Origin of the sequence: Acinetobacter sp. OYA S30, from assembly GCF_033599315.1 — a bacterium.
Lineage (GTDB): Bacteria > Pseudomonadota > Gammaproteobacteria > Pseudomonadales > Moraxellaceae > Acinetobacter > Acinetobacter baumannii.
In genome coordinates, this window is sequence record NZ_JAWVAV010000017.1 from 1 (window position 1) to 20,544 (window position 20,544).

At 40.0% G+C, this 20,544-nt stretch carries 22 protein-coding genes; 4 read left to right on the forward strand and 18 right to left on the reverse strand.

Annotation, left to right across the window (positions count from 1 at the left end):
* Positions 1-73 precede the first annotated feature (73 nt).
* Entirely contained in the window at positions 74-424 is a 351-nt protein-coding gene (locus R5R67_RS10155) for an ankyrin repeat domain-containing protein (RefSeq protein ID WP_000353866.1), read from the forward strand.
* 45 nt (positions 425-469) lie between these two features.
* Here R5R67_RS10155 and R5R67_RS10160 read toward each other — a convergent pair whose 3' ends face one another.
* The 5 genes from R5R67_RS10160 to ribF all read right to left on the reverse strand — a co-directional run bounded on the left by R5R67_RS10160 (position 470) and on the right by ribF (position 6,053).
* Positions 470-1,012: an NADPH-dependent FMN reductase gene (locus R5R67_RS10160; protein WP_000964178.1), complete on the reverse strand. Its 543-nt coding sequence runs from the start codon at positions 1,010-1,012 to the stop codon at positions 470-472.
* Positions 1,013-1,145: 133 nt separating this feature from the next.
* On the reverse strand, positions 1,146-1,628 hold the full coding sequence (locus R5R67_RS10165) for an FKBP-type peptidyl-prolyl cis-trans isomerase (RefSeq protein WP_000136002.1): 483 nt from the start codon (positions 1,626-1,628) through the stop codon (positions 1,146-1,148).
* Between the two features lies 1 nt (position 1,629).
* On the reverse strand, positions 1,630-2,160 hold the full coding sequence (lspA, locus tag R5R67_RS10170; RefSeq protein ID WP_001133879.1) for a signal peptidase II: 531 nt from the start codon (positions 2,158-2,160) through the stop codon (positions 1,630-1,632).
* Positions 2,153-4,990, reverse strand: coding sequence for an isoleucine--tRNA ligase (gene ileS / locus R5R67_RS10175; protein WP_005120704.1), 2,838 nt, complete (start codon positions 4,988-4,990; stop codon positions 2,153-2,155). The genes lspA and ileS overlap by 8 nt, the downstream gene beginning before the upstream one ends.
* 61 nt (positions 4,991-5,051) lie before the next feature.
* Positions 5,052-6,053 (reverse strand): bifunctional riboflavin kinase/FAD synthetase, encoded by a 1,002-nt coding sequence (ribF, locus tag R5R67_RS10180; RefSeq protein ID WP_272390945.1) that lies wholly within the window; start codon positions 6,051-6,053, stop codon positions 5,052-5,054.
* A 208-nt stretch (positions 6,054-6,261) separates the two neighbouring features.
* On the opposite strand from ribF, the gene R5R67_RS10185 reads away from it, so the two are divergent.
* Both R5R67_RS10185 and R5R67_RS10190 read left to right on the forward strand, forming a co-directional pair.
* A complete protein-coding gene (locus R5R67_RS10185; protein ID WP_005120702.1) occupies positions 6,262-7,395 on the forward strand; it encodes a TDT family transporter in 1,134 nt (377 codons plus the stop codon).
* An 80-nt stretch (positions 7,396-7,475) separates the two neighbouring features.
* Complete coding sequence (locus R5R67_RS10190) at positions 7,476-8,042, forward strand: hypothetical protein (protein WP_005120699.1); 567 nt, start codon at positions 7,476-7,478, stop codon at positions 8,040-8,042.
* 34 nt (positions 8,043-8,076) lie between these two features.
* Here R5R67_RS10190 and R5R67_RS10195 read toward each other — a convergent pair whose 3' ends face one another.
* The 12 genes from R5R67_RS10195 to ubiG form a co-directional block, all read right to left on the reverse strand.
* Positions 8,077-8,697 (reverse strand): TetR/AcrR family transcriptional regulator, encoded by a 621-nt coding sequence (locus R5R67_RS10195; RefSeq protein ID WP_001186827.1) that lies wholly within the window; start codon positions 8,695-8,697, stop codon positions 8,077-8,079.
* Between the two features lie 260 nt (positions 8,698-8,957).
* Positions 8,958-9,758 carry an ABC transporter ATP-binding protein gene (locus R5R67_RS10200; RefSeq protein WP_000183283.1) on the reverse strand — a complete coding sequence of 267 codons (801 nt, stop codon included), beginning with the start codon at positions 9,756-9,758 and terminating at the stop codon, positions 8,958-8,960.
* A 12-nt stretch (positions 9,759-9,770) separates the two neighbouring features.
* Complete coding sequence (ssuC, locus tag R5R67_RS10205) at positions 9,771-10,568, reverse strand: aliphatic sulfonate ABC transporter permease SsuC (RefSeq protein ID WP_030424282.1); 798 nt, start codon at positions 10,566-10,568, stop codon at positions 9,771-9,773.
* Positions 10,565-11,740, reverse strand: coding sequence for an FMNH2-dependent alkanesulfonate monooxygenase (gene ssuD / locus R5R67_RS10210; protein ID WP_000689549.1), 1,176 nt, complete (start codon positions 11,738-11,740; stop codon positions 10,565-10,567). The genes ssuC and ssuD overlap by 4 nt, the downstream gene beginning before the upstream one ends.
* A 26-nt stretch (positions 11,741-11,766) precedes the next feature.
* Entirely contained in the window at positions 11,767-12,750 is a 984-nt protein-coding gene (locus R5R67_RS10215) for a sulfonate ABC transporter substrate-binding protein (RefSeq protein ID WP_001164677.1), read from the reverse strand.
* Between the two features lie 71 nt (positions 12,751-12,821).
* A complete protein-coding gene (locus R5R67_RS10220) occupies positions 12,822-13,790 on the reverse strand; it encodes a sulfonate ABC transporter substrate-binding protein (protein WP_001173275.1) in 969 nt (322 codons plus the stop codon).
* A 333-nt stretch (positions 13,791-14,123) separates the two neighbouring features.
* On the reverse strand, positions 14,124-15,479 hold the full coding sequence (gene argA, locus R5R67_RS10225) for an amino-acid N-acetyltransferase (RefSeq protein ID WP_001142457.1): 1,356 nt from the start codon (positions 15,477-15,479) through the stop codon (positions 14,124-14,126).
* Between the two features lie 120 nt (positions 15,480-15,599).
* A complete protein-coding gene (locus R5R67_RS10230; protein ID WP_000724539.1) occupies positions 15,600-15,920 on the reverse strand; it encodes an RcnB family protein in 321 nt (106 codons plus the stop codon).
* A gap of 222 nt (positions 15,921-16,142) precedes the next feature.
* Positions 16,143-16,553, reverse strand: a complete 411-nt coding sequence (locus tag R5R67_RS10235) for an RcnB family protein (RefSeq protein ID WP_000732887.1) — start codon at positions 16,551-16,553, stop codon at positions 16,143-16,145.
* A 217-nt stretch (positions 16,554-16,770) separates the two neighbouring features.
* Positions 16,771-17,517, reverse strand: a complete 747-nt coding sequence (locus R5R67_RS10240) for a YciK family oxidoreductase (protein ID WP_000877608.1) — start codon at positions 17,515-17,517, stop codon at positions 16,771-16,773.
* Between the two features lie 65 nt (positions 17,518-17,582).
* On the reverse strand, positions 17,583-18,284 hold the full coding sequence (locus tag R5R67_RS10245; protein ID WP_081313815.1) for an HAD family hydrolase: 702 nt from the start codon (positions 18,282-18,284) through the stop codon (positions 17,583-17,585).
* A complete protein-coding gene (gene ubiG, locus R5R67_RS10250) occupies positions 18,281-18,994 on the reverse strand; it encodes a bifunctional 2-polyprenyl-6-hydroxyphenol methylase/3-demethylubiquinol 3-O-methyltransferase UbiG (RefSeq protein ID WP_000080758.1) in 714 nt (237 codons plus the stop codon). The genes R5R67_RS10245 and ubiG overlap by 4 nt, the downstream gene beginning before the upstream one ends.
* 179 nt (positions 18,995-19,173) lie before the next feature.
* On the opposite strand from ubiG, the gene R5R67_RS10255 reads away from it, so the two are divergent.
* Positions 19,174-19,791 (forward strand): thiol:disulfide interchange protein DsbA/DsbL, encoded by a 618-nt coding sequence (locus R5R67_RS10255; protein ID WP_000737567.1) that lies wholly within the window; start codon positions 19,174-19,176, stop codon positions 19,789-19,791.
* A gap of 78 nt (positions 19,792-19,869) precedes the next feature.
* On the opposite strand, the gene R5R67_RS10260 is transcribed toward R5R67_RS10255, so the two are convergent.
* Positions 19,870-20,517, reverse strand: coding sequence for a TetR/AcrR family transcriptional regulator (locus tag R5R67_RS10260; protein WP_001047027.1), 648 nt, complete (start codon positions 20,515-20,517; stop codon positions 19,870-19,872).
* Between the last annotated feature and the right edge of the window lie 27 nt (positions 20,518-20,544).

Consider the following 20,544-nt stretch of genomic DNA (forward strand, 5'->3'; position numbering starts at 1 on the left):
GCCGGTAAATCAATCAATAAAGAATTATTTAAATATAGAGCTACAAATCATTTTTGGATGCTTACTCGATTCTATGGATATAATGAGGAAGTTTTTTATTTTTGGTGTCCCCGTGAAAATTAATTCTTTCTCTCCCATACCTGAAGACGATGAAGAACTCTCTCTTCCAGAACTGATTTATTGGGCATCTTTAGGTGATCTAGAGCAAGTAAAACAATTATTAATAGATGGAGAAGACCCTAATCAGACTGATGATGAAGGGTATAGTGCTTTGCAAGCAGCGGCTGAGAATGATCATTTAGAGATAGTGAAGCTATTAGTTGAAAAAGGGGCGCATGTCACTTATAAAAGCGAATATACAGCACTACAGCTTGCAGAAATGGCGGGTAATACTGACATAGTGAATTATTTAAAAAGTTTATAAAATTAAAAAGCCCCTTTTATTTGAAAAAGAGGCTTTTTGTTCAATTTAAGACAAATGATATTTCTGTAGTTTCTCAACAATTGATTGAAGCCCTTTTACTTCAAACTCATTGGCTTCAAATTTTTCATCTTTATTACGCTTAAATATATCCCGAATTTCTATTACAGCATTGGGGTCAACAATACTTAAACTTGAAGTGACTTGGCGTATTTGGCTAATAGAACGAGAACCATTTGTTGAGCCATAACCTATAAATGCTGCTGGTTTACCGCTCCATTCCTTACCAACATAGTCTAGTGCATTTTTTAAAGCTGGGCTGTAACCGTGGTTGTATTCTGGGCTAATAAAGATAAATGCATCAGCTTGGGCAATTTTATCAGCCCATTCTTGTTGTTTAGGTTGATCATAAATACCTGTAGCAGGTGGATGAGAACCTGAAAATAAGGGTAGATTCCATTCTTTTAAATCAATTACTTCTGTTTGAAAATCTTTTAGATTAAATGAGGGTATTGTTGTTTCTAACCAATTGGCAATTTTAATAGCTGTACGCCCTTCACGAACACTTCCGACGATAATATAGACCAGCATATGTTTTTCCTAAGGATTTTTATCTTTATAACTTAATTCATTATATAGGTGCGTGAGAATATAGAATTTGTAAGGATTCTTATGTCATCAATAAAAGTTAAATAATAAAAAAGCCCTCAATCGAGGGCTTTTTTTACATGATCTTAATACCTTGCTGACCAGCTGGAGTCACTTTAAATATTTCTACTTCAAAAGTAATATTTTTGCCGGCTAGAGGATGGTTGAAATCAATTTCAGTAATATCATCATTTACTGACTTCACAACACCAAATAAGGTTGCTTTTGCTTTATCTTCAAACTCGATCATATGACCAGGAATAGGTCGTTGTTCGAATTTAACCGTATCAAAAGTTTGTATATTTTCAGGATTCCACGGACCAAAAGCATCTTCTGGTGGTAGATGTACTGTACGTCGATCGCCTGCACGTAAGCCAAGAAGCGCTTTCTCAAAACCTGGTAACAAGTTACCGTCGCCAATAGTCAAGCTAACAGGCTCTTCACGGCTTCGTGTATTGTCAATTTCTACGCCATTTTCAATAGCAACAGAAAAGTGTAGGTCAACTTTAGAACCGTCAGTAATACGAATTTCTTCATTAGGTTGAATAATTTCGGTCATATTATGCATCCGAATTTTTAGGTCTTTGCTTCTCAAGGAAGAATGTATCGATGAGTAGCAAAATGGTACCTAGAGTAATGGCACTGTCCGCAATATTAAAAGCTGGAAAGTGATGATTTTGGTAATAAACATGAATAAAATCGACCACATACCCTAAAGTAATACGGTCAATTAGATTACCAAGTGCTCCACCTAAAATTAAAGCGATAGCTACAGGTAGCACCACCATTTTTTTAGGCATACGTAGCAACCAAAATACAAAAAGTATTGAAACTAAGCCTGCCAAAGATGTGAAGAAATAGCGTTGCCATCCTCCAGCATCAGATAAAAAGCTAAAAGCTGCACCATAGTTATGTAATAGTGTCCAGTTTAAAAATGGAAGCACAGGTACAGGATCTGCGTAGTTCAGATGTGTACTTGCAATCCATTTTGTCCATTGATCCAACACAATGGCAAGGACAGAAAGTCCAAGCCAAATGAGGTTGTGAGGATAAAACTGGAATAAGCCTTTTTTAGCTTGTGAATTAGGCATATTTTCTCACTTCGCCACGACCAGTGACGTTCACAATACAACGACCACATAAACCAGGATGATCGGCATGTGTATTTACATCCGGAAGGACATGCCAGCAACGTGCACATTTTTCACCTTCAGCTGCAGATACTTGTACACGTAAGCCTTCCATTTCAGTTGCTTCACCTTGTTCAGCAAATGGATGTACTACTACTTGCGAAGTAATAAGAACAAAACGGAGCTCATCAGCCAGTTGGTTTAAAACTGTTTGTAATGATTCATTTGCCCAAAGTTCAACTTTGGCTGAAAGATTACTACCGACAAGTTTAGCGTTACGAGCTGATTCAATCTGTTTATTTACTGCAGATTTTACGCTAATCAATGTTTGCCAATCTGCTTCAGAAAGTAAGTTTGCTTTTGATGAAACAGGTAGGTCATACCATTCAGCTGTAAATACATACTTGTCAGTTTGTTCTGGGATAAGTGGCCACGCTTCTTGAGCTGTGAAGCTTAGAATAGGGCTCATCCAGCGAACAAATGCTTGTACGATATGGTAAAGCGCTGTTTGTGCGGAACGACGTGCTTGTGAGTCAGCCTTAGTGGTGTATTGACGGTCTTTGATGATGTCTAGATAGAAACCACCTAAGTCATTAATACAGAAGCTTGTTAACGCACTACACACGACGTGGAAGTTCATTTCTTCATAGGCCGCGATAATAGTTTGTTGTACTTCATTAGCACGTTGCAAGATGTATTGATCAAGAGCAATAAGATCATCTACTGCCAGAGCATCCGTACTTGGTTTGAAACCATTTAAGTTTGCAAGTAAGAAGCGTAGCGTATTACGAATACGACGGTAGCTATCACTTACACGGCTAAAGATTTCTTTCGATGCTGCAATTTCATAGCGATAGTCGCTAGATGCTACATATAAACGTAAACCGTCAGCACCAAGTTGTTTGATGATTTCTTCAAGCGGAATATAGTTGCCTAAAGATTTTGATAATTTACGGCCATTTTCATCAACTGTAAAACCATGAGTTAACAAGGCTTTATATGGCGCACGATTGTGAATTGCCATAGACGTTAATAAAGAAGATTGGAACCAACCACGGTGTTGGTCTGAACCTTCTAAATATAAGTCAGCAGGACTTTCTAATTCGTCGCGTTGCTCAAGTACAGCGTAATGCGTTGTACCAGAGTCAAACCATACATCAAGCGTATCGCGAACAGCATTGTACTGTTCAGCGTCTTCACCAATGAAGTCTTTCGCATCACGGTTAAACCATGCATCAATACCTTCTTTCTCGATAAGTTTGGCAACTTCTTCGATGAGCTCAGGCGTACGAGGGTGCAATTCGTTCGTATCTTTATGAACGAAGAAAGGAATTGGTACACCCCAAGTACGTTGACGTGAGATACACCAGTCCGGACGGCCTTCGATCATTGATTCAATACGGTTTTTACCCCAGTTCGGTACAAACTCGATATCGTTTTCAATGGCATTAAGCGCACCGTCACGTAAACCTTTTTGATCCATGCTGATAAACCATTGTGGTGTAGCACGGAAAATAATCGGAGTCTTATGACGCCAGCAGTGTGGGTAGCTGTGTTTAATCGGTTGATGAGCCCATAAGCGACCTACAGCACCTAAAGCTTCAATAATCTTTGGATTGGCTTTATAGATGTGCTCGCCAGCAAAGATTGGTGCGGTTGATAAGTAAACACCGTTACCACCCACTGGGTTTTCAACTTTAAGGTTGTATTGAAGACCTACTTTATAGTCATCTGCACCGTGGCCAGGAGCAGTGTGTACAGCACCTGTACCGCTTGTTGCGATAACGTGTTCACCTAAAATTACCGGAACTTGGCGATCGGTAAGTAAAGGGTGTTGTAGGGTAAGGTTCTCAAGAGCTGAACCAGTAAAGTCAGCTAAAACAACTGGGTTTTCAAGCTTGTAACGCTCGATTGCAGAAGCAACTAAGTCTTTAGCAAGAATAAAGTTTTGCTTACCACGTTCAGTAGTCACTTGTACCAATTGATATTCAATTTCGGCATGCAATGCAACTGCTTGGTTCGCTGGTAACGTCCAAGGTGTAGTGGTCCAGATCACGATATCAGTTGGATCTTGAACATCTACATTTACACGAGCGCTTAAATCTTTTAAATCTACAACGCCAAAACCAACGTCAATTGCGTCTGATTTTTTATCTTCGTATTCAACTTCAGCTTCAGCAAGTGCTGAACCACAGTCCATACACCAGTTCACTGGCTTTAAGCCCGGCTGGATATGACCATTTTTTTGGATTAAACCTAGAGCACGAACGATATCGGCTTCTTGTTTGTAGTTCATGGTGAGGTAAGGATTATCCCAGTCACCTAAAATACCAAGACGTTTAAAGTCAGTACGCTGTAAATCAATTTGCTTTAGCGCATATTCACGGCAGTGTTTACGGAAAGTAGCTGCGTCAACTTTCTCGCCCACTTTGCCTACTTTTTCTTCAACTTTTAGTTCGATTGGCAAACCGTGACAGTCCCAACCTGGTACATATGGCGCATCGAAACCTGCCAAAGTACGGCTTTTTACGATGATATCCTTAAGTACTTTGTTAACCGCATGGCCCAAGTGAATTGTACCGTTCGCATATGGAGGGCCATCATGCAAAATATATTTTTTCTTGCCAATACGCGATGCACGAATCTGCTGATAAATGTTGTCGGTATACCACTCTTCTAACCATTTCACTTCACGTACTGCCAAATTTGCTTTCATTGCAAATTGAGTATCCGGCAGGTTTAGCGTGGCTTTGTAGTCCACTGCATTTTCAGTAGTTTGCTTATCGCTCATGCAAGTTGTCTTCCAGTTTAATCAGCTTGGGAGCCGACATGTTTTACAATCAAAATTCGAATTAAAAAGGAAATTGTGTCGTGTCGTTACGATATTGTCGTAATTGCTGCACGTCATTATCAATTCCTACCTTAAGTGCTTCAAGCGAAGGGTAGTTCAATTCACCATGAAGATAGTGAAGAAAAGTCACCCGCATAAATAAGCCATACAGATTAGCAGAAACATCAGGGAAATGTACTTCTAATCTCCACTCTGGATGTTCTTGCTGAATGGCTGGACGAGTACCGACATGACCTGCACCATAGAGGCTGTTTTCATGGTATCCGGCAATTCCTGGCTTTTCAGGATTATCCTGAAGCACTTTTTGAGTTAGCGAAGTTGTTTCGCAAATGACTTCAACGCCATAAATACCATTTAAACAAGGCTTATGGCGGTTGAGACGAACATTAATCGTTGGAAAATCTAAAGTTCGCCCAATTTGGTCGCCATATTGAACACGACCGGTAATACTGTACGGACGGCCTAATAATTTAGCTGCTAAAGCGAGATTACCCACTTGAAGCACTTGGCGAATACGAGTTGAACTGACGCGTTCACCTTCGAGTTCAATCGTATGTAAATTTGTGACTTGAAAGCCGTAATTCTTTAAAAATTCGCTATTACCTTGACGGTCTTTGCCGAAATGAAAGTCATCTCCTAAAACCAAAGCTTGAGCATTTAATTTGTCTTTTAATAAATCTGCAAACTCAGAAGCACTCATGCTACGGAAATGCTGGTCAAACTTGGCAACCGCGATGTAATCCACCCCAAGTTCAGCTAGATATTCAACTTTTTCCCGTAATGAATTAATACGAGGTGGGGCATCGTAGCCTTTAAAGAACTCAAGCGGTTGGGGCTCAAAAATCATGACCAATGTTTTTAAGCCTTGTGCTGCAGCAATTTTTTTGAGTTGAGCAATCATCGCTTGGTGACCTAAATGGACACCATCAAAATTACCAATAGTTACCGCTGTTTGTGGTAACTGGAAATTGGGCGATAACGCATTAAGACGAAGCAGTTTCATGAACTTAAAATATGGCTATTTTTGCAAGGGCTATATATTGCCATAATCTCACAGATTCGTCTTGTTGTTGTGTTTTTACTCAGGTATTTTTCAATACGAATACTTTTTATATCTAAAAAAATGATGAATTAAATAAAAATAAATCAATTTTTCTTATTATTGGTTTATCCTACTATAGCCTCATCCACTCTTTGATTAGAGACTTAAGATGAAAAGACCCTTTTACCAATTAAATCAAAGTAAAGATGTTATACGGCATTTTACCCCAAATTGGTTTACAGCAACTATGGGTACTGGCGTGGTCAGTATGATTTTAATTCAGCTTCCATTTGCCAAATCATTTTTATTTATGCTGGCTACGCTGTTATGGCAATTTAATATTGTTCTATTTAGTGTTTTTTCAGTTCTCTATTTATTGCGGTGGTTACTTTTCTCGCATGAAGCGAAGCAAATATTTAATCATCCAAATATGAGCTTGTTTTTAGGTGCTATACCGATGGGGCTTGCAACCATACTAAATGGCTTTTTAAGCTTCGGAATCGGGCTTTACGGCGAAGTGGCAGTTCATATCGCCCAAGCTTTATGGTACATCGACGTTTTTTTAGCACTGGCTATTGCGTGGATCGTACCATTTTGTATGTTTAGCCGTCAGAATCATCAGCTACATACCATGACTGCAATTTGGCTTTTACCGGTGGTTGCATGTGAAGTCGCAGCAAGTTCTGCGGGCATGTTGGTTGCCCATTTACCAGCAGATGTGCATAGCTTTCATTTATTGTTAGCGGGTTACGTACTTTGGGGAATCTCTGTTTTACCTGCATTTGCCATTTTAACGATTTTAATGTTGCGTATGGCTTTGCATCAGTTACCAGAAAAAGAAGTCGCAATTTCTAGCTGGCTTTCTTTAGGCCCGATTGGGACAGGTGCTTTAGGTCTATTGTTGCTAGGTGAGCAGGCACAAAGAGTATTTGTAAATGTTGGCTTTCCTGAGTTGGCCCATGTCTTTCAAGCCTTGGGTGTTGTGGGTAGTCTGGTACTTTTAGGCTTTGGGTTATGGTGGCTTGGTCTTGCGATTTTAACAACACTTCGTCATGCAAAGACAGGTATTCCGTTTAACTTGGGTTGGTGGGGTTTAACCTTCCCATTTGGTGTGTTTATTTTGGCTTTATTTAATTTAGGTCATCAGATTGAAGTTGTATTTTTACAATACGTCGCTGTGGCATTCAGTATTTTATTATTAGTGATGTGGAGCGTGGTAATGAAGAAAACCTTAACCGGAGCATACAGTGGCAAGCTATTCTTCTCTCCATGTTTGGTGGCTTTACAACAAAGAATGCAGTAAAGGTGAAAAGGTGCAAAAAGCTTTTGCACCTGATTTATACTTACTTTCTAATTTTGTTAATTCTGATTTGAGCTTTTTGAATGAACACAGATACCGCTTTAATTATGGCACTTCCCAACGAGTCTAAAGGTTTATTCGAGCAAGCAGGTATCGAAGTCCATTACAGTGGTATTGGTAAGATCAACGCTGCTTTTAAAGCGTTTGAAGTTATTCAAAAAACAGGCTGTAAAACTTTAATTAACTTAGGTACAGCAGGAAGTTCATCTTTTAATCGGCACGATTTAGTAGAAATAAAAACTTTTGTACAACGTGATATGGACGTTTCACCTTTAGGATTTGAAGTTGGGGTAACGCCGTTAGATGACCACTTGGCGGCTGAAATTCATCTCCAAACGCATTTTGCGGATTTACCAAAAGGAATTTGTGGGACAGGGGACTCATTTGAAACGGGTCAGCCGAAGGTCGCTTGTGATGTGGTCGATATGGAAGGCTATGCGTTAGCAAAAGTTTGCCACAAGTTAGGTGTACGTTTAATTTCGGTGAAATATATTACTGATGGGGCAGATGATACGGCCCATTTGGATTGGGAAGAAAACTCATTATTGGGTGCACAAAAGCTTTTAGCACTTTATCAAAATCATTTCTAAAAAAAGATCGGCAAATTTGCCGATCTTTTTTATTTTAGCGAGGTAATACGCCGTAGAGCATCATATGTACCGTATGCTCAATCGAGCGCTGGAACATACTGCGGTTACGAAGCGTTTTCCCGGTTACCATTTCCATTTGAGTCGCAAAATCGGCATAGTTTTGCGTAAGACCCCAAATATTGAGAATTAAAAGTTCCGGGTCGATATCTGGTGAAATTTTTCCTTGCTCTTGCCAAGTTTGAATGACCTTAGCTTTGCGCTTAAATAGCTTTTTCAAGGGCCCTTTCAGTATAGGCAAAATATGCGGTGCCCCTTGAATAATTTCTAAAGCAAATAGTCGCGAAGCTTTTGGTTGGCTACGAGAAAGTTCGATTTTTTGAATTAAATAATGAGACAAGGCTTCGGCTGGTTCTAACTCAGCTTCTAAGGTTTGTAAGGGAGCTAGCCATTTTTGTAAAACTGTGGTCAGCACTTCCACATATAAAGACTCTTTATTTTCATAGTAATAGAAAATATTCGACTTATGCATGTCAGCGAGTTGGGCAATTTCATCCAGACTTGCGCCACTGAACCCATATAGTGAAAACACATCAAGGGCGGCAGCAAGAAGCTGATTGCGCTTTTGGGTACTCTTCTTTTGTTCCATTTGCTGCATAAATTAAAAAGATAGTGTTCCCATTGTAAGGTAAATCGTTTGATTTGTGCACAGGTGTCTCACTTTTTTAGTGAAAAAACGGATAGTTATTTGAGCAATAGATATACTATTGTGCAAAAAATAGAGAGATTCACTAGTTTATTGTTATTCTTAAAAATATTTTTTAATCTTCGCCCTAAAAAAGAGCAATAAATCATCAGTTTTATTGCTCGTTAATTGGGCATTTTTCGGTTGAATGGTTCTCATTACTCATCTCAACCTTAAGTGGCTAAAACGGCATCGAGTACTTGTTGTTCAAGCTGAGCAAAAGTAATGCTCTTTTTCCGTGGACGCGGCAAATTAACTTGAAAACTTTGAGCAATCTGACCTTTATCTAACAATATAATGCGGTCAGCCAGTTGCACTGCTTCACTTACATCGTGTGTAACTAAAATGGCAGTAAAACCTTGCTCTTTCCATAAACGTTCAATCAAGCTTTGCATCTCAAGACGAGTTAACGCGTCTAATGCACCCAAAGGTTCATCTAACAATAAAATACGGGGAGTATGAGATAACGCACGGGCTAGGGCAGTACGTTGTCGTTGACCACCTGAGAGCTGTGAAGGCCATTGTCCCGCTTTTTCTTTTAAACCTACTTTTTCTAATAATTCTTCTGCCAAAGCATGTTGCGATTTTGGTAGCCCAAGTTGCACGTTCTGAAGAATATTTCTCCAAGGAAGTAACCGTGGGTCTTGAAACATAACCCGTATGTCATCGTTAGTAATACCTTCACGCAAATGTCGGGCAGATTTAAATTTGATTTCTCCAAAACTGGCTTTTTCAAGTTGGGCAATTAAGCGCAATAAAGTACTTTTACCGCAGCCACTACGACCAACAATAGCTAAAAATTCGCCCGGTTGAATATGAAGGTTAAGATCTTCAAGAACTTTAACTTCACCATAAAACTTATAAAGCTGTTCAATCAGAATCTCTGCTCCTACCACAGGTTCTTGTAACTCTGGATGGTTTTCTGGAATGAGCTCTACGTCATTCTGATTAATATTTAAATTCAGATTTGTCATATTCTAAGCTCCTTATTTTTGATAACCGGCATGCCAGCGTAGTAAATAACGTTCCAAAAGTTGCGCTAGAACATCGGCTAATTTGCCTAATAGGGCATAAAGAAGAATACCGACCAGAACCACATCAGTTTGCAAAAATTCTCGTGCATTCATAGTCATATAGCCAATACCTGCTTGTGCTGAAATAGTCTCAGCTACAATGAGCAGCACCCAAACCAGACCTAAAGCAAAACGTAAACCAACTAAAATCGAGGGCATCGCACCCGGTAGAATAATTTCTTTGTAAAGCTGCCAACGTGAAAGACCATAGCTTTTACCCATCTCAATTAATTGTGGATCGACTGAACGGATACCGTGATAGGTGTTGATATAAATAGGGAAGAAGACTCCGACCGCCACCAAAAATAATTTGGCTGTTTCATCAATACCGAACCACAAGATAACCAGTGGAATAAGTGCTAATGCTGGGATGTTACGAATCATTTGCAAGGTTGTATCGAGCAGGGTAGAGGTGAAACGTGAAGACCCATTGAGCAGACCCAATAGCAAACCTAAACCACCACCAATAAATAGTCCGAGTAAGGCTCGTCCTGCACTGACTTTAACGTGTTGCCAAAGCTCGCCGCTAATGAGTAGATGCCAAAAAGCAGAAACGACAGCCGTAGGAGCCGGCAGAATACGATTTTCTAAAAGGCCTGAACTTGACGCAATTTGCCAAACAACCAATAGAACAATCGGGAAAATCCAAGGCAGCAGACGCTGCCCGACTTGCTTCGTTCCACGTGAAACAATATTTATATCTTTGCTCATGCAGGCTCCTTGACGGAACTATTTTGTTTCTTCTCGTCTGGAACATAGTTGTTGGCAATAATTTCACCGAATGGACCGGTTAAGTTTGGTTGAGCAAGTTTAGCTCGGGTCTCGATTGGTAATAATGGGAATACTAACTCTGCAAAACGGATTGACTCTTCAAGGTGTGGATAGCCTGAGAAAATAAAGGTATCGATACCTAAATCCGCATATTCTTGAATACGTGCAGCAACGGTTTCAGGATCGCCGACAAGTGCTGTACCTGCACCACCGCGGACTAGACCGATACCTGCCCAAAGATTTGGAGATACTTCAAGTTTATCTCGATTACCGCCGTGTAGAGCAGCCATACGTTGCTGACCCACTGAGTCCATTTGTGCAAATTTTTTCTGTGCTGCAGCAATAGTTGCATCATCCAGATATTGGATAAGCTCGTTAGCTGCTGCCCATGCTTGTTCATTGGTTTCACGAACAATGACATGCAAACGAATGCCATAAGTTAATTTACGGCCTTTAGCCTCTGCTTTTGCACGAACATGCTCGATCTTTTCTTTCACGGCTGCTGGTGGTTCACCCCAAGTGAGGTAAGTGTCTACTTGCTCAGCTGCAAGGTCTACAGCGACGTCTGAAGAACCGCCAAACCAAAGTGGTGGGTAAGGCTTTTGGACAGGTGGGTAAAGTAATTTTGCATCATCTACTTGTAAGCGTTCACCGTGGAATGTAAAAGCTTCACCCGTATGTGAGCGTGTCAAAATTTCACGCCAGATTTTTACGTATTCATTGGCTGTTTGATAACGCGTTGAGTGATCTTCATATAAACCATCACCACGTAGTTCTGCTTCATCACCACCAGTCACTAAGTTGAGTAGAACACGACCATTCGACAAGCGGTCAAATGTTGCAGCCATACGAGCTGCCAACGCTGGTGTTGTTACCCCCGGACGTAACGCAACTAAAAACTTAAGGTGTTGAGTTGCATCGATTAGGCTTGCCGCCGTAATCCATGGGTCTTCACATGAACGGCCCGTTGGAATAAGTACACCTTCGTAACCCAAGTTATCTACTGCCACAGCAATTTGCTTCATATAGGCATGGTCAACCTGACGAGCGCCTTTACTTGTACCTAAATAGCGACTATCACCGTGGGTAGGAATAAACCAGAAAATTTTCATGTGCATTACCTATATATCTATTGAAATTACTTGGCACCCCAAACAGCTTGTTTAATGCTGATTGGTTTAGGGATGATGCCTTGTTGAGTAAAGATGTCTGCAAGCTGCTGTTGTTCAGCAATGACTTTGCTGTTAAGTGGAGCTGCCGATGATGGACGTGGACGGCGTTTAATAAATAAGTCACTGGTCGCAGGTTTTAGGCCTGTACTTTGGCCAATCGCACTTGCAGTTTCTGCTTGATGGCTTTGAACCCATTTGTCAGCTTGATTGATCTGTTTGATGAGTCCTGGAACAGCTTTTGGATATTGCTTAACAAAATTTGGAGCGGCTAAGTAAAAGGTATAGTTCGGGCTTAGGCCTTTACCAGATGCAAGAACACGAGCTTGGTCTTCTAGTTGTGCTGAAGCGTAGTACGGATCCCATATTGCCCATGCATCAACAGCACCCTTTTGGAATGCAGCGCGAGCATCGGCAGGTGTGAGCCAAATTGGGGTAATGTCGCTCCATTTTAAGCCTGCTTTACGTACGGCCTGTACAAGTAGGTAATGTGAGCTAGAACCTTTCTGTAGCGCAATACGTTTACCTTTTAGGTCCTTAAGCTGTTTTAGTTGTGAGTTTTTGGGAACTAAAATTGCTGAGGCCAATGGTTTGGCTGCTTCATAAGCAATGTAATATAAAGGCTTGCCAGCGGCTTGAGCGTAGACCGGGGGCGTGTCTCCAGTAACGCCAACATCGAGTGAGCCAACAGCTAAGGCTTCTAAAATTTGAGGGCCAGCGGGGAACTCATTCCAAGTGATTTTGGCATTTGGAAATTCTTGTTCAAATAGTTTCTGCTGTTTGGCAATCGCGAAGTTAATCGAACTTTTTTGAAAACCAATACGAAGTTCTTTCACTGTTGGGTCAATTGCCCAAGCAGGTGCTGCGATTGTTAAACCTAATACAGCGACCGCGCTAAAGCGCTTAACTAACTGAGTCCACTGACTCTTATTAAATAATGACTGATGTTGCATATTGATATCCTTGTTCCCTTAACACAAGGCACAGCATTTATATCGTTATTTAAGCTGTGCCCAAGCTGGGTTTATTTCAGTTTTAAAATGGCTTCTTGAATGGTGAGCTTGTTGGGAATGAGCTTTTGCGCGTAGAAGGCATCAGCTACATATTGTTGTTCTTGGGCTACCTTGTCAGATATTGGCTGAACTCCAAAACCCATACGTGAAATGGATGTTTTGAGTACATCAAATTCAAGTGCCGTAGGCTTTTCGAGTAGCTTGGCAGCCTCATCTTGGTGTGTGCTGACCCATTCAGTTGTCTGGTTTAGCGTTTGTACAACCGTGTTCAGAACTTTTGGATTATTTTCTGCAAATTTACGATCAGCTAAGTAGAACTGATGATTGCTTACCAAGTTTTCACCTGTTGCCAGAACACGGGCCTGAATTTGATGTTCAGCTGCTGCAAAGAACGGATCCCAAATCACCCATGCGTCGACAGCTCCTTTTTCAAAGGCAGCACGCGCATCTGATGGTGGTAAATAAACAGGTTGAATATCACTTAAGCTCAAGTGATTTGCTTCTAAGACTTTTAATAAAAGGTAGTGAACATTCGAACCTTTATTCAGTGCGACACGTTTTCCTTTTAAGTCTTTAATAGACTGGATTGGAGAATCTTTTTGTACCAATAACGCTTCTGCTTTTGGTGCAGCAGGTTGATTTGCGACATAGACTAAATTTGGATTGGCTGCTTGAGCAAAAATAGGTGGTGCTTCACCTGCTTCGCCTAACGAAACACTTCCTACATTTAGGCCTTCAAGTAATTGAGGTCCCGCAGGAAACTCGACCCATTTCACTTGTACGCCTTGATCTTTGAGCGCTTTTTCCAAGTCACCACGTGCTTTTAGAATAGGAAGGATGCCATATTTCTGATAGCCGATATTTAAAGTTGTCGTGGTGTGCTCCTCTTTTTTGGCACAACCACCTAGCATCATCACTCCCGCAAGGCTGGCAGCAATGACTGAATATTTTGCCCATGAAGTGGAATTAAAAAGTGCCATGTGGTTTCGTGCTCCCCGAAAGAGAAAAAGAAAAATAATTGGATGAGCAGATACCCTAAAGGGATTTTTATTTCGTAAAAAATAAATATTCAGTCTTTATTTATGCAAAAAAAAGCTAAAAACTTTCGGCGATAAACTTATGCAAAAAAATGATTTATTGAACAGGACAATATTTATAAAAAGATATTTAAGTATATGTAAATAAAGTAAAAGTTATTAAAAGAATAAAATTTAAAGATTTAAAAAAAGTACAACCATACATTAATTACCTTTATGGTTGTACTTTTTAGACTAAGCTTATCTGAAATAAGAATATCTTAAAAAATGCATAGTCTAGGGAAGCAATTTTTTAAAGACTAAAGAATTTCTTTGATAGTTATAAAGTGCCTGACGGGCATTTGGTAAGTCATCCACACTCACCTGATGGAAACCGTGTTCTAAGAACCAGTGCGCGGTACGGGTGGTTAAAACGAACAATTGACGAATACCTTGTTGTTTGGCCTTTTCTTCGAGAAATTGCAGAATTTGGCTGCCACGGTTCGATTTACGATAACTTGGGTGTACTGCTACACAAGCAATTTCTGCTGAACGTGTCTCATTAAACTCAGTCGGAATTGGATAAAGGGCAGCGCAGGCCAAAATCATACCGTCTCGTTCAATGACAGCGAACTGGTTAATTTCTTGTTCTAAACGCTCACGTGAGCGATACACCAAAATGCCTTCTTCTTCTAATGGGCGTAAAAGGTTCATTAACCCGCCGACATCTTGAATATGTGCCATACGGACTTCTTCATAATGCGCATCGGTAATCATGGTACCCACACCATCACGCGTAAAGAGTTCTTCAATAAGTGCGCCATCATAAGAATAAGAAATTAGATGGACACGATGTACACCCGATAAAGATGCTTTTTTTGCTTCTTGCAAATGTAGGGTTAGGGTTGGGTGTGTGGTTTGGTATTGTTGAATATAGTAATCAAGCTGGTGTGGGCTTAATTCACGCAGTAATTGCCCATCTTCGTTAGGTAAACCTTGTTGCTCACCTAAAAAGATTAATTTATCTGCCTTTAAATAAGTCGCAGTTTTGGTTGCAACTTCTTCAGCTCTTAAATTAAATACTTCACCTGTGGTTGAATAGCCCGTTGGGCCAAGTAAAACAATATTATTGTTATCAAGATGACGTTCAATCGCGTCAGTATCTATTGAACGAACTTCGCCTGTAAGCTGAAAATCCATTCCTTCACGAATACCATAAGGTTTAGCGGTTACAAAATTACCTGATACGACATCTATTCGAGCGCCATACATTGGAGAGTTAGCTAAACCCATAGATAACAATGCTTCGATTTCTAACCGAATAGACCCTACAGCACTCATTACACAGCTTAAAGATTCGCGTGTAGTAATACGGCAGTTATCATAAAAAGGGGTTTCAATCCCTTTTTCTTTAAGGTTGTGATTAATTTGTGGACGTGCGCCATGCACTAAGATTAAGCGAATGCCAAGAGAATGTAATAAGGCAATATCGTGAATAATATGTTCGAAATTAGGATCGCGGACTGCTTCACCGCCAAACATTAAAACAAAAGTTTTATCACGATGCGCATTGATGTAGGGTGCTGAATGTCGGAACCAATGTACATAATGCTGGGTATTATTATGTGATTTCTCTAAAGACTTAGTTGGCATACCGATCTCGAATCAACAGCAAAAAGATATAAAGAGGATTCTAAACAAAAAAGATTAAAGCCGCATGTTTTAGATAAAAAAACACCCAAATTAGCTTTGGGTGTTAGATGTTTTATGAACTTAACGAATTACTTTAATAATTTTATGGCTTTGCTCATTTACGAGTACATAATTTCCGTTCACCTTATACCATTTTTGATAACGACCTGGCTTAGTCAATTTCTGGTGTGAGCGGTAGTCAATGACATAACGTGGATGTTGGTATTGATGCGGTACGACTTGGCCTGCACGCCAGATATTCGCATGGTCATCTTTATGAATGACTTTAACGGTTTTTGTCTCATAACCTTGGTGGTGATAATGGTCGTGAGGCGCAGCCATTGCTGTTGTTGCGATTAAACCACTCATTGAAAGAACAATTGCTGTTGTTATCTTTTTCATCGTAAACCTCGAATGATCTATTAAATTTCGATGATTGAAGATTAGTGAAAAATTACAGATAAATCGTGAAGGCGAAGAATAATAAATGTGAAAATTTTCTATGAAATAAGAAGAAATTTAGAAGATTTAAATTTCTATATCATATTGATATAAAAATAAAAAAAGGATAAAGCCGATCAGCTTCATCCTTTCCTACTAAGCGATAGTGAGGAGCTATCTATCTTAGAAACCGCGAATACTCACAATACTGTTAGAGTCCGTGTCGACTAAAATATAGTCATTGTTAATTTTGTACCACTGCTGGTTACGATCGGGTTTAGGTAAGTTATTGTCTTTATAGTCGACTTTATAACCATTACCACGATAGTGCTGTGGCATCACATAACCTGGCTGCCAACGATGTTGTTTCAGACGCTCAAAGCCACGTTCCTCACGCATACGGCGTTCATCGCGAACACGATCACCATTATCGTCACGGTCAAATTTATGCCCACGATCATTCCATTCACCACGAGGTCCGCCTTTAGGACCTTTCGGGCCATGTCCTCGGTCAAAAGGAGGATCAGCAAAGCTTGCCATACTGGTGGTCAGTACAGTGATGCAAAGGGCTAAGATGGTGAACAACTTTTTCATGATGCATCCTCGTTTACATCTGATGTCTCTCATGTTGAATACTGTACGCGCAAAATGCAGAGAAACTGTGAAGATCATTTAATGCTTCAATTAAAATTACGGATAAATCCAGCGTTTTTCTCAATAATAAAAAAGGCTTGTATATATCTTTTCAGGTATAGCCAAGCCAGATGTGATGATCGGCTATAAATTATTTTAGCTTTTCATCTGTAATTATTTAATCCTGTGCATCAATACTTTGTCCATTGAGCGTTAAGCTATCTTCACCCATTAAATAAAGATAAGCCGGCATGATGGACTCCGGTGTTGGTAATGTTTTCGGATCTTCTTCAGGATAAGCTTTAGCACGCATGGCAGTACGTGTAGCCCCTGGGTTAATACAATTAAAGCGAATATTTGGATAAGTATGCTCAGCCGCAAAAATCTTGCTCACCGCTTCTATCGCGACTTTCGAGACAGAATACGCACCCCAGAGCGCGCGTGCCTCACGGCCTACACCTGAGCTGGTAAATACGACAGAAGCGTTTTCTGACTTTTGTAATAGCGGTAATAAAGCTTGGGTTAAAGCAAAAGGTGCACGTAAATTGACTGCCATCACATCATCCCATACTTCTGCTGGATAATGTGCAAGTTCTACTCGCTCACCCAAAATACCCGCATTATGCAAAATGCCATCCAGACGACCAAATTGTTTTTCTAGCGTACTTACTAAAAAGTCATAATCGCGATCGGAAGCACTCGAAAGCTGGAGGGGTAAAATAGCAGGCTGAGGTGCGCCTAAACCTTCAATTTCATCATAAATTACTTCAAGTTTATTTAAGGTTCTACCATGCAAGACTACAGTTGCACCATGTAAAGCATAACTGAGGGCTGCAGCTCGCCCAATTCCATCACCAGCACCAGTGATTAAAATAATTCGATCTTTGAGTAGATCCGGACGAGGTTGATATTCTGAATATTTCATTGGTAAACCTCCTTCTTTTTATATTGATATAAGTAACTGTTAAAAAAGCTTATAAAACTCTTGTGTTAACTTATCATACGCTGATTTTCCTGTAGAGCAGGAAGCTTTTGACGTAACAACTCGTGTAATTCTGTCACCGTATTTACAATCGAATCGGCTTGCCAAGCGTTTAAATCATCCTGATGTTCGACAGGTAAATAGCCATAAGCTGCCAAGATGGTATACATATCAGCATTGCGGCCAGCATCGATATCACGTGGGTGATCCCCCACATAAATGATTTCATTTGCCGGGATATTTAACTGCTTTGCAGCCAAATACATAGGTTCCGGGTCTGGCTTGGTTTTAGAAACATCTTCAGGACATACCAAAACCGCACAGCGTTCTGTCAGGTTTAACTTTTCTAGAAGAGATTCACTTAAACCACGTGGTTTATTGGTGACAATACCCCACGGAATTTGCTGAGCTTCTAACTCTTCTAAAAGTGGGTACATCCCTTCAAACAGGTCAGTATCGACAACAATATTATTGCCATACAAATCTAAAAAATTTTGTCGATGTGCCAAGAAAATTGGATTGGTCACATCCAGCTCTGGGTAGACCAATTTGACCATCGCACGGGCACCTTCAGACACTTGTGTACGAATAAGATCGGCTTCTACAATAGGGCGTCTTGCATCACGGCACATTTGTTGAATAATACGAATAAAGTCGGCAGCCGTATCGATGAGCGTGCCGTCTAAATCAAATAAAACAGCTTTCATCATACACCTGTCTTTATTGTGTGAACCATATAGTTAACATCAACATTTGGTGCTAACCAATAACGCTTCGTAATTGGGTTGTAGTGTAAGCCGGTCATTTCTTTTAAAGTTAAGCCTGCATTACGAATGTCATGTGCCATTTCAGATGGGCGAATAAACTTGTGATAATCATGCGTACCTTTTGGCAGCATGCGCAGCACATATTCAGCACCAATAATGGCGAATAAATAAGATTTCGGGTTACGGTTGATGGTCGAGAAGAACACATGGCCACCTGGTTTAACCAAAGTCTGACATGCTTTCACAATGGATGCTGGGTCTGGAACATGTTCCATCATTTCCATGCAAGTGACCACATCATATTGGCCTGCTTGTTCTTGTGCCAATTCTTCAACTGGAATTTGACGATATTCAATATTTTGAACATTTTCTTGTTGAGCATGCAAACGGCCTACAGCTAAAGGCGCTTCACCCATATCAATGCCCAGTACATCTGCTCCACGACGTGCCATGCTTTCAGCCAAAATACCGCCGCCACAGCCGACATCAAGTACTTTTTTACCGGCAAGGCCACCTGCACGTTCATCAATCCAGTTTAAGCGTAAAGGATTGATTTGATGAAGTGGGCGAAATTCAGAATGTTGATCCCACCATTTGGCAGCAAGTGCTTCAAATTTTGCGATTTCTTGTAAATCAACATTCAATTGCGACATGGTGTCACCTCTAAACTTGGGTTATCTTTTTGATGTAGTTCGCCGTTAGTGTAGCGATTATTGGGAAAAAAGCGATAAACCCAATAAAAAACTTCACAGAAGCAAAACGAATTTAGCATATTTGTTTTATATTTAGGGCATAAGCTAATGCATAACAACTTAGAGGAAAAGCTGTAACAATGAAAAAATTGGTTTTGGGTGGTTTGAGTGCAGCAATTATGGCCGTATCGGGTAGTGCAATGGCAGCAGATTTTGTTGCTGGTAAAGACTACACCGTAATCGCCAATCCAGGCAAAGTGGAAGTACCGGGGAAAATCGAAGTTCGTGAGTTCTTTTGGTATGGCTGTCCGCACTGTTTTAAACTTGAACCACATATGCAAACGTGGTTAAAACAAATTCCGAGTGATGTACGTTTTGTGCGTACGCCAGCAGCCATGAACAAAGTATGGGAACAAGGGGCACGTACTTACTATACATCTGAGGCATTAGGTGTACGTAAGCGCACGCATTTACCATTATTCCATGCAATTCAGGTGAATGGTCAGCAGATTTTTGACCAAGCTTCTGCGGCTAAATTCTTTACTCGTTACGGTGTGCCTGAACAAAAATTTAATAGTACTTACAACTCATTTGCTGTAACTGCAAAAGTTGCCGAGTCAAATAAACTTGCTCAACAGTACCAATTAACAGGCGTTCCAGCAGTAGTCGTTAATGGTAAATATGTGGTGCAAGGTGAAGATGGTAAAGTTACCCAAGTCCTTAATTACTTAATTGAAAAAGAACGTAAGGCAAAATAAAAGTTTATTGCTTTAAAAAAGGGCTTCTTATGAAGCCCTTTTTTATAAAATTTATTTCATAATCACGAAATAATTCAATTAATTTTGAGAATTCTCGTCTTCTATCTGAAAATTTAGCGCATCAAAATTGGTGGTTTGGGTAGGTAGTGATAAGGCTTGGTTAATATATAAATTAATTAATTTTTGGCGAGAACCAATCGAGCGCTGATAATAAGTTGAGTTTAAAAGCAACGATGCACCGTAAGTGAGTGACCAGATATAAGATAAATAGTCACGAATCGACATATCATAATTTAATGATTTTAAATAACTTTCTGTAATGTCTTTAATCGCTAGAATACGTTGTTGACGAACTTCATAAAGCTCTTCAAAAAGATGCTTCAACTTAGACTCTGTCATCGTCAGATTTTCTTCAAGTTGATGCAATAAAATCGTTTTTCCCGGTGTGAGCAAATGGTGGAGCATGTACCGTGGTGCATACTCTTTAAAATCAGTATTATATTTTTGAGAAATTTCTAAAATTTGTTTTTCATTTTGAATAATCAATTCAAGCAGAAGTTCATTTTTACTTCTAAAGTGCTTATAAAGCGTACCTTTTGCAATATCTAGCTCGGCCACTAATTCATCTAGAGTAATTTCCTGATTGTTTTCTAGTAACAATTTTTCTGCAACGCTTAGAATTTTTTCTTTGCGCATCAAAAACTGTGTATGACGATCAAGATTCATAGGTATTCCCACACCAGTTTGGCCTAA

What these genes read in the sequence shown, in the direction of transcription:
- R5R67_RS10155 (WP_000353866.1), top strand. Translation starts at nt 74, where the DNA reads ATGGATATAATGAGGAAGTTTTTTATTTTTGGTGTCCCCGTGAAAATT.
- R5R67_RS10160 (WP_000964178.1), bottom strand. Translation starts at nt 1,012, where the DNA reads ATGCTGGTCTATATTATCGTCGGAAGTGTTCGTGAAGGGCGTACAGCT.
- R5R67_RS10165 (WP_000136002.1), bottom strand. Translation starts at nt 1,628, where the DNA reads ATGACCGAAATTATTCAACCTAATGAAGAAATTCGTATTACTGACGGT.
- lspA (WP_001133879.1), bottom strand. Translation starts at nt 2,160, where the DNA reads ATGCCTAATTCACAAGCTAAAAAAGGCTTATTCCAGTTTTATCCTCAC.
- ileS (WP_005120704.1), bottom strand. Translation starts at nt 4,990, where the DNA reads ATGAGCGATAAGCAAACTACTGAAAATGCAGTGGACTACAAAGCCACG.
- ribF (WP_272390945.1), bottom strand. Translation starts at nt 6,053, where the DNA reads ATGAAACTGCTTCGTCTTAATGCGTTATCGCCCAATTTCCAGTTACCA.
- R5R67_RS10185 (WP_005120702.1), top strand. Translation starts at nt 6,262, where the DNA reads ATGAAAAGACCCTTTTACCAATTAAATCAAAGTAAAGATGTTATACGG.
- R5R67_RS10190 (WP_005120699.1), top strand. Translation starts at nt 7,476, where the DNA reads ATGAACACAGATACCGCTTTAATTATGGCACTTCCCAACGAGTCTAAA.
- R5R67_RS10195 (WP_001186827.1), bottom strand. Translation starts at nt 8,697, where the DNA reads ATGCAGCAAATGGAACAAAAGAAGAGTACCCAAAAGCGCAATCAGCTT.
- R5R67_RS10200 (WP_000183283.1), bottom strand. Translation starts at nt 9,758, where the DNA reads ATGACAAATCTGAATTTAAATATTAATCAGAATGACGTAGAGCTCATT.
- ssuC (WP_030424282.1), bottom strand. Translation starts at nt 10,568, where the DNA reads ATGAGCAAAGATATAAATATTGTTTCACGTGGAACGAAGCAAGTCGGG.
- ssuD (WP_000689549.1), bottom strand. Translation starts at nt 11,740, where the DNA reads ATGAAAATTTTCTGGTTTATTCCTACCCACGGTGATAGTCGCTATTTA.
- R5R67_RS10215 (WP_001164677.1), bottom strand. Translation starts at nt 12,750, where the DNA reads ATGCAACATCAGTCATTATTTAATAAGAGTCAGTGGACTCAGTTAGTT.
- R5R67_RS10220 (WP_001173275.1), bottom strand. Translation starts at nt 13,790, where the DNA reads ATGGCACTTTTTAATTCCACTTCATGGGCAAAATATTCAGTCATTGCT.
- argA (WP_001142457.1), bottom strand. Translation starts at nt 15,479, where the DNA reads ATGCCAACTAAGTCTTTAGAGAAATCACATAATAATACCCAGCATTAT.
- R5R67_RS10230 (WP_000724539.1), bottom strand. Translation starts at nt 15,920, where the DNA reads ATGAAAAAGATAACAACAGCAATTGTTCTTTCAATGAGTGGTTTAATC.
- R5R67_RS10235 (WP_000732887.1), bottom strand. Translation starts at nt 16,553, where the DNA reads ATGAAAAAGTTGTTCACCATCTTAGCCCTTTGCATCACTGTACTGACC.
- R5R67_RS10240 (WP_000877608.1), bottom strand. Translation starts at nt 17,517, where the DNA reads ATGAAATATTCAGAATATCAACCTCGTCCGGATCTACTCAAAGATCGA.
- R5R67_RS10245 (WP_081313815.1), bottom strand. Translation starts at nt 18,284, where the DNA reads ATGATGAAAGCTGTTTTATTTGATTTAGACGGCACGCTCATCGATACG.
- ubiG (WP_000080758.1), bottom strand. Translation starts at nt 18,994, where the DNA reads ATGTCGCAATTGAATGTTGATTTACAAGAAATCGCAAAATTTGAAGCA.
- R5R67_RS10255 (WP_000737567.1), top strand. Translation starts at nt 19,174, where the DNA reads ATGAAAAAATTGGTTTTGGGTGGTTTGAGTGCAGCAATTATGGCCGTA.
- R5R67_RS10260 (WP_001047027.1), bottom strand. Translation starts at nt 20,517, where the DNA reads ATGAATCTTGATCGTCATACACAGTTTTTGATGCGCAAAGAAAAAATT.